Genomic DNA, 13,562 nt, shown 5'->3' on the forward strand with positions numbered 1-13,562 from the left:
TCGCTCACGTGGTTCCCTTCCTGCCGGGAGTCGTGGGACTCGTCGGATCGTCGTCGTGCGGTGCGGAGAGCCGGCCCGCCGTGCCCGGACCGGCGTCCGGGGTGAACCACGGCAGGGTCGTCGATGTGGTGCCGGGCGACACCGGTCCGGCGGCCGCGGCACGGCCGGGAAGGCGCCGGCCGACGAAGAGGCGGCGGGGCAGGCCGGGACGGCGGGCCGGACGTGCGGGGCGTGCGGGCCCGTGGTGGCGGGCCGGGCGGGGGCGTATCCGGTCCACGACGGCCATCCCGACGCGGAACACCGCGGCCGGGACGACCAGCGCGAGCAGGATCCAGAACAGGGTCACGCCCCAGGGCCGGCCCACGCCCCAGGGCTGCTGGGCGAGGACCTTGCCGTCGTACTTCAGCGCGACCGTGTAGTCGCCGTGCGCGCCCGCGTCCAGTTCCACGGGCAGTTCGACGCGCGCCTTGCCTCCGGGGGCGACCGTGCCGTGCCACCGCCGCTCCTCCCACTGCGGGGCGAACACCCCGTGGGAGGTGCCGACCTGGAAGACCGGGTCCTTCACGGGCTGGGTGCCGACATTGCCGACGGTGAAGGCCAGCGTGCGGCCGGGTGGTGCGCCGAACCAGGTCAGCAGGCCGCTGGAGCCGGTCAGGCGGGTGTCGCTGACGACGGACAGCCGCCCCTCGGACGCCTCGGCGGGCAGCGGCTCGACGGGGTGCCCGGCCACCTGGAACACCGCGTCCGCCTGCGCCTTCGCCCCGGTCGCGGTCGCCGCGTGCACCACGCAGGGGCAGGGGACGGGCGGCTCGGCGACCGGCAGCGGGTGGCTGAAGCGGCCGTCGGCGTCGGTGGTGACGGCCCGGCCGTCCGCGTTGGCGCAGGAGTTGGTGCCGCCGATGACACCCCGGGCCGGTGTCGCGCGCCCGCAGACCAGCAGCATCAGCAGGGTGTGCGCCCGCCATCCGCTGCCGCTCACGGTGACGGAACTGCCGGTGCCCGCCTGGGAGACGGAGACCGAGACAGCGGGCCGCGCATCGGCCGAGGCGGCCACCCCACCCCAGGGCAGCAACAGCCCGACCACCACCCCGACGACGACCACACCCCAACGCCCGCTCACCTCAAGCCCCCTGCCGACTCGATTTCCGGACGCGGGACTTGGGGGTCGGTGGGTCGGGATTGGGGGTGCCTGGAGCGTCGTAGGGTCAGGGTCGCCGCCGTGGCCGTCAGTGTGGCCGCCGCCGCGAGCGCGAGCGTGGTCCACGGGACGAAGGTCGCCGAGGTCTCGGCCGTGGCACGAGGGGCCCCCGGGGCCGTCACCGTCAGGCGGACCCGCACCGCGTCCAGGGCGGGGCGGTCGCTCCACGGCTCGGTGAGCTCGACGCGGCGGCCCGGCGGCACGGTGACCGGCAGCGGGCGCTCCGCACGGTCCAGGACCGGGCCGAGGAGACCGTCGGCGTGCACCGCGAGACGCGGGGCGAGAGCGGTCGTACCCCGGTTGACCAGCTCGTACGTGATCCCGCCGGAGCGTACGGACATATGCTCCACCGTCAGTGCGGCGAGCGCCGGCCCACCGGTCCGCAGCAGCAGTCGTACGGCGCTCTCGTGGCCCTCCGCGTCCCGTACGACGACACGGCCCGTACGGTCGCCGGGGACCGCGTCCGCCGGGACCGTCACCGTGAACGGCACCTCGGCGCGCGTGCGGGCGGGGACCCGGAGGGTCGGTTCGGCGAAGGCGACGGGCAGGCCCGTGCCGCTCAGGCGCACGGTGAGCGGGCGGGTGCCCCGGTTGGTGACGGCGACCGTGTCCTCGAGCACCGTGCCGGGGGCGCCCTCCGCGTAGAAGGACGGGCGCCCGCCGCCGGACGGCGCGGCCGACCAGCCGCCGTCGGCAGCGGCCGGCGCGGCGGCCGACAGCAACAGCGGAAGGACCGGCAGCAGGACACGGGCGGCGTACGGCATCGGCGACTCCGGCGAACGATGGCGGTCGATGACGGTCGATGGCGGGCCACGGGGGCGGCCGGTGAGGGGCTGACGGGGGCTCAGTGGGGGGCGCGGGCCGTGCGGTTGCGGCTCGTCTGGTTGCGGCGGGTCAGCCACAGGGCGCCCGCCGCGCCCGTGAGCAGGACCGTGCCGCCGAAGGTGGCGAGGGCGACGGCCGAGTCCTCGGGGCCGGTCCGCGGAAGCTCGTTCCCGGTGCCGCTGTCGTTCCGCGTGCCGCCGCTGCCGCCCGCCGCGGTCACGTCGAGGGTGAGGGACGGCCCCGGCTTCCTGGTGGGCGTGCACCGGGTCGTCGTACCGAGCGCCTTGATGGTGAGCACACCGGCCGTGAAGGTGACCTTGCCGGTCTCCCTCGGGGTGTACGTGCCGCTCAGGTCACTGATCTTGATGGGGGTGTCGGCCGGGATGGCCTCCTGGTTGGCGGGACCGGAGACGGTGAGCGTCCCCTCCTCCGCGCCGCCGAGCTCGATGGTCGCGCTCGGGCTCATCGCCCCCTTGCCCAGCTCGACGGGGCTGGACGAGACGCCCTTCTGCCACGACATGGTGATCCGGTAGCCGCTGCCGCTCTTGACGCCCTTGATGTCGATGGGCGACACGGCGCTCTTGTCGCCGATCGGCGTCTTGCAGGCGTAGTTGACGTCGACGACCTCGGCCCGGGCCGTCGGCGCGGTCAGCACGACCGCTGCTCCGGCCAGGGCGGCGGCCGACGCGAGAGCGGCGGTTCGCTTCTGCTTCGACACGGCCTCGTCCCCTCGTTCCTGACGGCACATCAGATCGGGCCGTCAAGGTACGCCCGGCCGTTGGAGGAAGGAAGACAAAGGAAGTGTTGGAAATGTGCGGACGGGTGAAGCGGAATCTAGGCGGGCGCGCCCAGCTCGGCCCACACCGTCTTGCCGGCGACCCCCGGGGTCCGCACGACTCCCCAATCCAGGCAGAGCCGCTGCACGATGAACATCCCGTGCCCGCCCGGACGGCCGGCCCGGTGCGGCGTACGCGGCGCCGGCTGCCCGCCGCCCTTGTCGGCGACCTCCACCCGGATCACCTTGTTGTCGCAGCCCAGCACCATCTCCTGCGGACCCTCCGCATGCAGACACGCGTTGGTGACCAACTCGGAGACGACGAGCAGGACATCCTCGGCCGCGGCCCGCTGATCGGCGGTCGCGGCGGGCAGCCAGCCCCAGTCGTAGAGGGCCTGCCGGGCGAAGTCGCGGGCCAGCGGGACGACCCCGCTCGCACCGTCGAAGCCCAGTCGGCGGACCTGGCCCGCCGACGGCTCTGAAGCGCCACTCGGCTCCGGGGAGCCCGGCGAGACAGGCCGGGTGGTGCTCATCAGCGCTTCACCTCACCCGATTCGCGGTTCACAGAGTGCAAGATCGTTCCCCCGTTGCGTACTGTCCGTGTCGTCCGTGCCGTCCGTCCTGTCCGCACCATCCGTACTGTCCGTACATACCGTCCGTACGTGCTGTCCGTACTGTCCGTACATGCCGGCGACATGTTCCTCAGGCCTCCGCCCCTGTCTCCTGCCCGACAGGACGGACGGAACACCCCCCACACGCGCCTCCGCCCACAGCCAGGGACGCGGGCTGCGCGCCACGGCCGTCGACGGAGGACCTCAGCCGTCCTCGTCCGCCAGGGCCGCCTCGACCGAATCGTGCACGGTGAAGACGGCGTCCGCGCCCGTGATCTCGAACACCCGGGCGACGACCGGCAGCATCCCCGCCAGATGGACCCCGCCCCCGGCGGCCTCCGCCTTCAGACGGGCGCCGAGGAGCACGTTCAGCCCGGTGGAGTCGCAGAACTCCAGCCGGGAGCAGTCGATGACGAGGCGGCTGAAGCCCCTGGCCAGGCTGGCCTCCAGCGGTTCACGCAGCAGATCGGCGGTGTGGTGATCGAGCTCACCGGCCGGTGTCACCACGGCACTGGAGCCCTCTTCGCGCACCTCCACCAGAAGCCGGCCCGACTGTGCGCTGCCGACCGTCCCGTGGTCCATGTGCCGTCTCTCTCCCGAGGTCGTTCACTGCGTGCTGACGCCCTCGAACATTACGCCTTCGCCACGTGCTCCGACACCCGAACAAGCACCCACAAACAGACATAAGCCACCAGAGTGTACTTGCGGTGGGCTCGGTAAAGCGGGTAGGGCTAGTAGAGACACGTAACCGACACGGCCGGCTTTGGAGGCGCCGCACACCGCAGTGCACGTACCGGCTTCGGCAGCCTTATGCCGAGAACGATGGAGGACATCATGTCACCGCGGCTCGACGCATCGCACACCAGCAGCGCGACGTCGACACCCTCTCCGGAACATCTGGATCCCATCGAGAGCGATGCCCCAGACGACGTGGACGCCCTTGCCGGGCTCCCGGAGATCCCCCCGTACGACGAGGTCGGACCCGTCGACGCGCGGGCTCTGTCCAAGACCCTCTTCGCGCGGCTGGAATCCCTCGAGGAAGGCACGCACGAGTACTCGTACGTCCGCAACACGCTCGTCGAACTGAACCTGGCCCTGGTCAAGTTCGCCGCCTCCCGCTTCCGCTCCCGCAGCGAGCCGATGGAGGACATCATCCAGGTCGGCACGATCGGCCTGATCAAGGCGATCGACCGCTTCGAGCTCTCCCGTGGCGTGGAGTTCCCCACCTTCGCGATGCCGACCATCGTCGGCGAGATCAAGCGCTTCTTCCGGGACACGTCCTGGTCGGTCCGGGTGCCGCGGCGGCTCCAGGAGCTCCGGCTCGACCTGGCCAAGGCCGGTGACGAACTCGCCCAGAAGCTCGACCGGGCGCCCACCGTCGCGGAACTCGCGGAACGGCTGGGGATCAGCAACGACGAGGTCGTCGAGGGGATGGTCGCGTCCAACGCGTACACCGCGTCCTCGCTGGACGCGCAGCCCGAGGAGGACGACACCGAGGGTGCGCTGGCCGACCGGATCGGATACGAGGACCACGGCCTCGAAGGCATCGAGTACGTCGAGTCGTTGAAGCCGCTCATCGCCGAACTCCCGCCCCGGGACCGGCGGATCCTGTCCCTGCGGTTCGTGGCGGGCATGACCCAGTCGGAGATCGGGGAGGAACTCGGCATCTCGCAGATGCATGTGTCGCGGCTGCTGTCGCGGACGCTGGTGCGGCTCCGCAAGGGGCTGATGGCCGAGGAATAGGCCTCGCGGGGGCGGTTTCCCGGTTTCCCGTCTTCCGGGTTACCCCGGGAAACCTCCCCAGGCGTCCCTCCCGCCACTATGGTCACCCCCACCCCAGACTGACGAGTAGGTCAGCGCCCGGTGAGGAGATCAGTCATGCCCCGTGCCGACGGGAGGGACGGGAGCGGCTGGGCTCCCGACCCCGCCGGTGTCCCCGACACCCGCCTCGCCGAACTGCTCGGCGCGGCCCCCGCGCGCGCGTATCCGGCGCTGCGCGAGCTGCGCGTCCGGCACGAGGCGTCGGCGCTCGCCTACGCGCGCCTGTGCGCGGCGGACGAGCCGGCCGCGCAGCGGCTCGCGGCCCAGGCGTTCTCGCGCGCGGCCCGGGAGGCGGCCCGCGGCAGCGACCCGGGGCTGCCGTGGCGCCATCAACTCCTCCTCCTGATCGGCCGGTTGACCGAGGAGTGGTCCCGGGACGAGCGGGCCGCCACGCTGCACCCGCAGCTGCTGCGGGGACTCCCGTCCGCCGAACCGCCCCTCCTCCCCGCCTTCCGCTCCCTGTCCTCGCGCGCGCAGGGACTGCTCTGGTACGGCGTGGTCGAGCGCGAGCCCGAGGCGCGGACGGCGTCGCTGCTGGGGGTGACCGACGAGGACGTCACCTACGGCACCGGACCGGCCCTGCGGGTCCTGAGCCGCGCGAGCCTGCGGCTGCGCCTCGCCGCCTCGGACGATCCCCGGTGTACGGACTTCCAGCGGCTGATCGAGGAATCGGTTCGCCCGGACACTCCACGCCACAGCCCCGACCTCACCGCCCACACGCGCGCGTGCGCCCACTGCGCCGCGGCCGTGGAGGAACAACAGGCCCTGCGCGACACCCCGCGCGAGGCACTGGCGGAGGGGCTGCTGCCGTGGGCGGGGGCTTCGTACGCGGGCGTGGCGGGCCGGGCGGTGGACCGGGCGGTGGGCGGTGCGGGTGCGGACACGGGTGCGGGTGGGGGTGCGGCGGGGGCTTCGTACGGGGGTGAGGTCGGCCGGGTGATCGGCCGTGCCGGGGACGTGGGGCTGAACGTTTCTCCGTACGGCGGGGGCGAGCCCGAGGTGAGCGACTCCGGCGACGGCGGGCCGGGGATGGGCCGCTTCCACGTCGTCGGTGGCGCCGAGGTCTGGCCTCCCGCTCGGCGGTCCGTGCTGGTGTCCATGGCCCTCGGGGTTGCTCTGGTGCCGCTGCTCGTGGTGCTGCTCGCGCCGGGTGGCGGGACGGATCAGCGGGCGGCCGGTGCGGCGGTCAGCGTTCCGGCGAGCGTGCCCGTGGTGACGGTGACGACCACGGTGTCCGTGACGCCGTCGGTGTCGGCTTCCCCCTCGCCCTCGCCCTCCCCGACCAGCGCCTCCCCGACCCCCAAGCGCAGCACGCGCCCCTCGCCCACCGCGCGCCCGGCACCGGCGCCGAAGCCGGCCCCGAGGCCCACCCCCGCCCCGACGCGCCCGCCCGGTGGGTCGTACGCGCAGGTGGTGAACCTGGGCACCGGCCTCTGCCTGGACGTGGCGGGGTGGTTCGACAACGGCACGGACGTGATCGCGGCACCGTGCTCGTCCGCCCCGACCCAGCGCTGGCGCTACGACGCGGCGCTCGGCGTGCTCCAGTCGTCCGCCGACCCGGAGTACTGCCTGGACAGCAGGGGCTCGGTGGACCGGGGCGTGGGTGTGTGGACCTGCTCGTCGGTGTACGGCCGCAACGGCCGCAATCTGACGTTCATGATCGACTCCGACGGCACGATCCGCCCGGCCATCGCCATCGAAACGGCCCTGACCGACGAGGGCTACGACGACCTGTGGCTCGACCCCCTGGACGGCGACCCGACCCAGCGCTGGCGGGCCGGCGCGGCCTGAACCCGGCCCGTCCGCTCCTCCCCTCCCCTCCTCCCCCGCTCACCTGGTGGAACTCGGCGGACACCGGCGTCTGCCACGGCTACAGTGACCGGCTCCGTGCCGTCCCGCTCGCTCCGAGGAGTTCGATGCCCGTCGCCCGTGCCAGCCGCCTGGCCGATCTCCCCGTCCTGCTCGTGGCCGCCGTCTGGGGCTCCAGCTACCTGGCCGCGAAGGGGGTGACGACCGGGAACACGGTGCTCGCCGTGCTGGTGCTGCGGTTCGCCGTCGCGCTGCCGGTGCTGGTGGTGGCCGGATGGCGGCGGCTGCGCGCGCTGAGCGCCGTACAACTGCGCGGAGCCGGCGTGCTCGGGCTGATCCTCGCCGGGATCTTCCTGCTGGAGACGTACGGCGTCGTCCACACGTCGGCGACGAACGCGGGCCTGATCATCAGCCTGACCATGGTGTTCACCCCGCTCGCGGAGAGCCGGGCGCGCGGGGTGCGGCTGCCCGGCGCCTTCCTGGCGGCGGCCGGTCTCTCGGTGCTCGGGGTGGCGCTGCTGACGCAGGGCACGGGGTTCACCGCGCCGACCACCGGCGATCTGCTCATGCTGGGCGCGGCCGTCGCCCGTACCGTGCACGTGCTCGCCATGGCCCGGATGGAGTCGGCGCGCGGCGCGGACGCGCTGTCGCTGACGACGGTTCAACTGGGCGGCGCCGTGGCCGTGTTCGCGGTGCTGGCGGCGCTGCCGGGGACGGGCGCGGCACCGTGGGCGGCGGCCGCACGCTTCGGCGCCGGGGACTGGCTCGGGCTGTTGTATCTCTCGTTCTTCTGCACGCTGTTCGCGTTCTTCGTGCAGATGTGGGCGGTCCGCCGCACCTCGCCGTCCCGGGTCAGTCTGCTGCTGGGCACCGAGCCGGTGTGGGCGGCGGCCGTCGGGATCGCGCTGGCCGGGGACCGGCCGGGCCCGCTGGGGTACGGGGGCGCGGTGCTGGTGCTCGTCGGCACGGCGTGGGGCCGGTCGGTGGCCGACCGGGAGCGCCGGCCCCACGCGGCGGAGGCGCCTCAGACCACGCGGACGCCCGCGCGCCACACCCCGGACACCAGCGGCACGCCCGGCCGGTAGGCCAGGTGGACGTGGCTGGGGGCGTCGAGGAGAGTGAGGTCGGCGCGGGCGCCGGGGGTGAGCCGGCCGATGTCGGTGCGGCGCAGGGCCGCCGCGCCGCCCGCCGTGGCCGACCAGACCGCCTCGTCGGGGGTCATGCGCATGTCCCGTACGGCGAGGGCGATGCAGAACGGCACCGACGAGGTGAACGACGAGCCCGGGTTGCAGTCCGTGGAGAGGGCCACGGTGACGCCCGCGTCGAGCAGGCGGCGGGCGTCGGGCCACTGGGCGCGGGTGGAGAACTCCGCGCCGGGGAGCAGGGTCGCGACGGTGTCGCCGCTCGCCAGGGCGTCCACGTCGGCGTCGGTGAGGTGGGTGCAGTGGTCGGCGCTGGCCGCGTCCAGTTCGACGGCGAGCTGGACGCCGGGGCCGTAGGAGAGCTGGTTGGCGTGGACGCGGGGGTGCAGGCCCTTCGCCCGGCCGGCGGTGAGGATCGCGCGGGCCTGGTCGCCGTCGAAGGCGCCCTTCTCGCAGAACACGTCGATCCAGCGGGCGTGGGGCGCGCAGGCGTCGAGCATCTCGCCGGTGACCAGGGCGACGTACGCGGCCGGGTCGTCGGCGTAGTCGGGGGACACGATGTGGGCGCCGAGGTAGGTCACCTCGTCGGTGTGGCGGGCGGCGATGCGCAGGGCGCGGGCCTCGTCCTCGACCGTCAGGCCGTAACCGGACTTCGTCTCGAACGTCGTCGTGCCCTGACGCAGGGCCTCGTCCAGGAAACGGGTGAGGTTGCGCTCCAGTTCCGCGTCGGTCGCGGCCCGCGTCGCCGCCACCGTCGTCCGGATGCCGCCCGCGCTGTAGGCCCGGCCCGACATGCGGGCGTTGAACTCCTGGGTGCGGTCGCCCGCGAAGACGAGGTGGGAGTGGGAGTCGACGAAGCCGGGCAGGACCGCGCGGCCGCCCGCGTCGACCCGATTGTCAGTGGCGGGTGCTTTGCTTGATTCACCGGTCCACGCGATGCGGTCGCCGTCGATGACGACGGCCGCGTCCTGGATCAGTCCGAGGGGGGAAGAGTCACCGAGGGAGGGGTCGTTGGTGACCAGGGCGGCGATGTTGGTGATGAGCGTGCTGGCGGTGCTCGCGGAGGTGGCGGGGCTGACGTTCGTCGCGTTGCTCATGGCGTCCTTGCTGGCCTGGTCGGCGGTGGGGTCGGGTTCTCGTGCGGGGGGCGGCCGTGCCGGGGTCAGTCGCGCAGTGCCGCGACGGCGTCCGCGAGAGCGCGCGGCACATCCGGTACGAGGGTGTGCGCCCCGTCCCGTACGACGTGCCGGCCTGCCACGACCGTATGCGACACGTCCGCTGCCGACGCGGCGAATACGGCCGTCTCGGCCCCGAGCCGCGGAAGCGGCCCTGCCGTCCTGACCGAGTCCAGCGCGATCGTCGTGAAGTCGGCGAGCGCGCCGGCCTCCAGGACGCCCGCGCCGTCCCAGCCGAGGGCCGCGTGGCCGTCGGCCGTGGCCGCCCGCAGCAGGGCCGCCGCCGTCCAGTGACCGCGCGTGCGCGTGCGCAGCCGCTCGTTCAGCTCCATCGCGCGGGCCTCTTCGAGCAGGTCGATCACGGCGTGGCTGTCGGAGCCGAGGGAGAGCGGTGAGCCCTCGTTCTGCAGGGCGACGGCCGGTCCGATGCCGTCCGCGAGGTCCCGCTCGGTCGTCGGGCACATGCAGGTGCCGGTGCCGCTGCCGCCGATGAGGGAGATGTCCTCGGCGGTGAGGTGGGTGTTGTGGACGCCGGTGGTGCGCGGCCCGAGGACACCGTGCAGGGCGAGGAGCTGGGTCGGGGTGCAGCCGTGGATCTCCCGGCAGGCGTCGTTCTCGGCGGTCTGCTCGGACAGGTGCACATGGAGCGGGGCCCGCCGCTCCTCGGCCCAGCGGGCCACGGTCGCCAACTGGTCGGCGGGCACGGCCCGTACGGAGTGGATGGCGGCGCCGATCCGCGCGTGATCCCGTTCCTTGAGAAGTGAACAGCGTTCGGCCCAGGTCTCCGCGTCCCCGTCGGAGAAGCGGAGCTGGTGGCGGTTGGGCGCCTGGCCGAAGCCGGAGGAGAGATAGGCGGTGTCGAGGAGGGTGATGCGGATGCCGGCGTCGGCCGCGGCGGCGACGAGCGCCTCGCCCATGGCGTTGGGGTCGGCGTAGGGGGTGCCGCCGGGGGCGTGGTGGACGTAGTGGAACTCGCCTACGGAGGTGATGCCGGCCAGGGCCATCTCGGCGTACACGGCGCGGGCGAGGGCGTGGTAGGTCTCGGGGGTCAGCCGGTCGGCGACGCCGTACATGACCTCTCGCCACGTCCAGAAAGTGCCCGAGCCGACCTGGACGGTGCCGCGCAGGGCGCGGTGGAAGGCGTGGCTGTGGGCGTTCGCCAGGCCCGGCAGGGTCAGTCCGCGCAGGACCTCCGCGCCGGGCGGCGGGGTGTCGACGCCGGTGCGGACGGCGGTGATGCGGCCGTCCCGCACGTCGAGGGCCACGCCCGGCTCGACGTGGGTGTCGAGCCAGGCGTGCTCCAGCCAGTACGTCCGAGTCACGCGCGGACCAGCCCTTCCAGTACGTCGGCGAGTGCGTGCACCCCGGCGAGGCAGTCGTCCTCGGCCGCGAACTCGGCCGGGGAGTGCGAGACGCCGGTGGGGTTGCGTACGAACAGCATGGCGGTCGGGATGCGTCCGGAGAGGATCCCGGCGTCGTGTCCCGCGCCGGTGCCCAGGACGGGGACCGTGAGGGCGGGGTCCTTGTCCTTGCCGAGGATGCGGGCGAGTTCGTCGCGCAGGGCGTGGTCGAACTCGACGACGGGCGTGAAGGACTCGCGGACGACGTCCAGGTCGACGCCGTGGGCGGCCGCGTGCTCCCGGGCCGCCTTCTCGATGCCGGTGACCACGGTGTCGAGAGCCGTCTGGTCGGCGGCGCGGGAGTCGAGCCAGCCGCGCACCAGGGAGGGGACGGCGTTGACGCCGTTCGGTTCGACGCCGATCTTGCCGAAGGTGGCGACGGCGCCCGCGAGCTCGGCCTCGCGGCGGGCGGCGAGCACGGTCTGGGCGTACGGCAGCATCGGGTCCCGGCGGTCCACGAGCCGGGTGGTGCCGGCGTGGTTGGCCTCACCGCGGAAGTCGAACCGCCAGCGGCCGTGCGGCCAGATGGCACTGGCGATGCCGACGGCGTCGCCGGACAGGTCCAGGGCGCGGCCCTGCTCGACGTGGAGTTCGACGAAGGCGCCGATGCGGGCGAGGCGCTCCGGGTCGGGGCCGATGGCGTCGGGGTCGTAGCCGGCGGCTTCCATGGCCTGCGGGAGGGTGATGCCGTCGCCGTCGGTGAGGCGGTGGGCCTGCTCGACGGTGAGCTGTCCGGCGGTGAGCCGGGAGCCGACGCAGGCGAGCCCGAACCGCGCGCCCTCCTCGTCGCCGAAGTTGACGAGGGCGAGGGGCCGCGCGAACGCGGTGCCGCGGGCGCGCAGTTCGTCGAGGGCGGCGAAGGAGGACACGACGCCGAGGGGACCGTCGAAGGCGCCGCCGTCGGGCACGGAGTCGAGGTGCGAGCCGGTGACGACGGCGTCCCCGGCGTGGGGATCTCCGAGCCAGGCCCACTGGTTGCCGTTGCGGTCGACCTCGTAGGTCAGTTCCCGGTCCTCGGCCTGCTGGCGGAACCAGGCCCGGCAGTCGGCGTCGGCGCCGGTCCAGGCGTAGCGGCGGTAGCCGCCGGAGGCGGAGTCACGGCCGATCGGCAGCAACTCCGCCCACATGCTGTGGAAGCTCAACGCTCGTCACCCTCGCGCATGGGCACGCGCACGCCCCGCTCCGCGGCGACCGACTCGGCGATGTCGTACCCGGCGTCGACGTGCCGGATGACGCCCATGCCGGGGTCGTTGGTGAGGACGCGGCGGATCTTCTCGCCGGCGAGCGCGGTGCCGTCGGCGACGGTGACCTGGCCGGCGTGGATGGACCGGCCCATGCCGACGCCACCGCCGTGGTGGAGGGAGACCCAGGAGGCGCCGGAGGCCACGTTGACCATGGCGTTCAGCAGCGGCCAGTCGGCGATGGCGTCGGAGCCGTCGAGCATGGCCTCGGTCTCGCGGTAGGGGGAGGCGACGGAGCCGCAGTCGAGGTGGTCGCGGCCGATGACGATGGGCGCGGCCAGCTCACCGCTCGCGACCATGTCGTTGAACCGCTCGCCGGCCTTGTCGCGCTCGCCGTAGCCCAGCCAGCAGATGCGGGCGGGCAGGCCCTGGAAGTGGACCCGCTCGCCGGCCATCTTGATCCAACGGGCGAGGGACTCGTTCTCCGGGAAGAGGTCGAGGATCGCCTTGTCGGTCTTGGCGATGTCGGCGGGGTCGCCGGAGAGGGCGGCCCAGCGGAAGGGGCCCTTGCCCTCGCAGAAGAGGGGGCGGATGTAGGCGGGGACGAAGCCGGGGAAGGCGAACGCGCGGTCGTAGCCGGCGAGCTGGGCCTCGCCGCGGATGGAGTTGCCGTAGTCGAAGACCTCGGCGCCGGCGTCCATGAAGCCGACCATCGCCTCGACGTGCCGGGCCATGGACTCGCGGGCGCGGGTGGTGAAGCCGGCCGGGTCCTTGGCGGCCGCGTCGGCCATGTCCTCGAAGGCGATGCCGACGGGCAGGTACGCCAGCGGGTCGTGGGCGGAGGTCTGGTCCGTCACGATGTCGATCGGGGCGCCCTCGGCGAGCATCTGCGGGACGAGTTCGGCGGCGTTGCCGAGCAGGCCGATGGAGAGCGGCCGGCGGGCGTCGCGGGCCTCGACGGCGAGCTGGAGGGCGTGGGCGAGGCTGTCGGCCCGCACGTCCAGGTAGCGGTGCTCGATGCGGCGCTCGATGGCGCGCGGGTCGACGTCGATACAGATGGCGACGCCGTCGTTCATCGTCACGGCGAGCGGCTGGGCGCCGCCCATGCCGCCGAGGCCGGCGGTGAGGGTGATGGTCCCGGCGAGGGTGCCGCCGAACTTCTTCGCGGCGACGGCGGCGAAGGTCTCGTAGGTGCCCTGGAGGATGCCCTGGGTGCCGATGTAGATCCAGGAGCCGGCGGTCATCTGGCCGTACATGGTGAGGCCGAGGGCCTCCAGGCGGCGGAACTCCTCCCAGTTGGCCCAGTCGCCGACGAGGTTGGAGTTGGCGATGAGGACGCGCGGGGCCCACTCGTGGGTCTGCATGACGCCGACCGGGCGGCCGGACTGGACCAGCATGGTCTCGTCCTGCTTCAGCCCCTGGAGGGTGCGGACCATGGCGTCGAAGGAGCGCCAGTCGCGGGCCGCCTTGCCGGTGCCGCCGTAGACGACGAGCTTGTCGGGGTGTTCGGCGACCTCGGGGTCGAGGTTGTTCTGCAGCATCCGCAGGGCGGCTTCCTGCTGCCATCCCAGGGCGCTCAGTTCCGTGCCGCGCGGCGATCGGACGGGGCGGGGTCCTGACATGGG

The 13,562-nt window shown here is 73.5% G+C and carries 12 protein-coding genes; 3 read left to right on the forward strand and 9 right to left on the reverse strand.

The window, feature by feature from the left end; genetic code table 11:
* Positions 1–4: 4 nt before the first annotated feature.
* From ACZ5NW_RS29630 to ACZ5NW_RS29650, 5 genes are all read right to left on the reverse strand, one after another.
* On the reverse strand, positions 5–1,120 hold the full coding sequence (locus ACZ5NW_RS29630; RefSeq protein ID WP_468747023.1) for a hypothetical protein: 1,116 nt from the start codon (positions 1,118–1,120) through the stop codon (positions 5–7).
* A complete protein-coding gene (locus tag ACZ5NW_RS29635; protein ID WP_468747024.1) occupies positions 1,117–1,962 on the reverse strand; it encodes a COG1470 family protein in 846 nt (281 codons plus the stop codon). The genes ACZ5NW_RS29630 and ACZ5NW_RS29635 overlap by 4 nt, the downstream gene beginning before the upstream one ends.
* 80 nt (positions 1,963–2,042) lie before the next feature.
* Positions 2,043–2,741 (reverse strand): LPXTG cell wall anchor domain-containing protein, encoded by a 699-nt coding sequence (locus ACZ5NW_RS29640; protein WP_468747025.1) that lies wholly within the window; start codon positions 2,739–2,741, stop codon positions 2,043–2,045.
* Between the two features lie 116 nt (positions 2,742–2,857).
* Complete coding sequence (locus ACZ5NW_RS29645; RefSeq protein ID WP_468747026.1) at positions 2,858–3,331, reverse strand: ATP-binding protein; 474 nt, start codon at positions 3,329–3,331, stop codon at positions 2,858–2,860.
* Positions 3,332–3,613: 282 nt separating this feature from the next.
* Positions 3,614–3,991, reverse strand: a complete 378-nt coding sequence (locus tag ACZ5NW_RS29650; RefSeq protein WP_468747027.1) for an STAS domain-containing protein — start codon at positions 3,989–3,991, stop codon at positions 3,614–3,616.
* Positions 3,992–4,231: 240 nt separating this feature from the next.
* On the opposite strand from ACZ5NW_RS29650, the gene ACZ5NW_RS29655 reads away from it, so the two are divergent.
* The 3 genes from ACZ5NW_RS29655 (at position 4,232) to ACZ5NW_RS29665 (ending at position 8,124) form a co-directional block, all read left to right on the forward strand.
* A complete protein-coding gene (locus tag ACZ5NW_RS29655) occupies positions 4,232–5,152 on the forward strand; it encodes an RNA polymerase sigma factor SigF (RefSeq protein ID WP_468747028.1) in 921 nt (306 codons plus the stop codon).
* Between the two features lie 135 nt (positions 5,153–5,287).
* Positions 5,288–7,021 (forward strand): RICIN domain-containing protein, encoded by a 1,734-nt coding sequence (locus ACZ5NW_RS29660; RefSeq protein ID WP_468747029.1) that lies wholly within the window; start codon positions 5,288–5,290, stop codon positions 7,019–7,021.
* Between the two features lie 125 nt (positions 7,022–7,146).
* Positions 7,147–8,124 carry a DMT family transporter gene (locus ACZ5NW_RS29665; protein WP_468747030.1) on the forward strand — a complete coding sequence of 326 codons (978 nt, stop codon included), beginning with the start codon at positions 7,147–7,149 and terminating at the stop codon, positions 8,122–8,124.
* Here ACZ5NW_RS29665 and hutI read toward each other — a convergent pair.
* From hutI to hutU, 4 genes are read right to left on the reverse strand one after another with little or no spacing between them, the layout of a single operon-like run.
* A complete protein-coding gene (gene hutI / locus ACZ5NW_RS29670) occupies positions 8,064–9,347 on the reverse strand; it encodes an imidazolonepropionase (protein WP_468747342.1) in 1,284 nt (427 codons plus the stop codon). The genes ACZ5NW_RS29665 and hutI overlap by 61 nt on opposite strands.
* Entirely contained in the window at positions 9,344–10,678 is a 1,335-nt protein-coding gene (locus tag ACZ5NW_RS29675) for a formimidoylglutamate deiminase (RefSeq protein ID WP_468747031.1), read from the reverse strand. Before ACZ5NW_RS29675 ends, hutI begins: the two co-directional genes overlap by 4 nt.
* The gene (locus ACZ5NW_RS29680) at positions 10,675–11,898 is read right to left on the reverse strand and encodes an allantoate amidohydrolase (protein WP_468747032.1); all 1,224 of its coding nucleotides are present in this window, start codon (positions 11,896–11,898) and stop codon (positions 10,675–10,677) included. The genes ACZ5NW_RS29675 and ACZ5NW_RS29680 overlap by 4 nt, the downstream gene beginning before the upstream one ends.
* Positions 11,895–13,559, reverse strand: a complete 1,665-nt coding sequence (hutU, locus tag ACZ5NW_RS29685) for a urocanate hydratase (protein WP_468747033.1) — start codon at positions 13,557–13,559, stop codon at positions 11,895–11,897. Before hutU ends, ACZ5NW_RS29680 begins: the two co-directional genes overlap by 4 nt.
* Between the last annotated feature and the right edge of the window lie 3 nt (positions 13,560–13,562).

Source organism: Streptomyces sp. NPDC032126, assembly GCF_055580085.1.

Coding starts and splice junctions, on each gene's coding strand:
- ACZ5NW_RS29635 (WP_468747024.1), bottom strand. CDS start 1,962: ATGCCGTACGCCGCCCGTGTCCTGCTGCCGGTCCTTCCGCTGTTGCTG.
- ACZ5NW_RS29645 (WP_468747026.1), bottom strand. CDS start 3,331: ATGAGCACCACCCGGCCTGTCTCGCCGGGCTCCCCGGAGCCGAGTGGC.
- ACZ5NW_RS29650 (WP_468747027.1), bottom strand. CDS start 3,991: ATGGACCACGGGACGGTCGGCAGCGCACAGTCGGGCCGGCTTCTGGTG.
- ACZ5NW_RS29655 (WP_468747028.1), top strand. CDS start 4,232: ATGGAGGACATCATGTCACCGCGGCTCGACGCATCGCACACCAGCAGC.
- ACZ5NW_RS29660 (WP_468747029.1), top strand. CDS start 5,288: ATGCCCCGTGCCGACGGGAGGGACGGGAGCGGCTGGGCTCCCGACCCC.
- ACZ5NW_RS29665 (WP_468747030.1), top strand. CDS start 7,147: ATGCCCGTCGCCCGTGCCAGCCGCCTGGCCGATCTCCCCGTCCTGCTC.
- hutU (WP_468747033.1), bottom strand. CDS start 13,559: ATGTCAGGACCCCGCCCCGTCCGATCGCCGCGCGGCACGGAACTGAGC.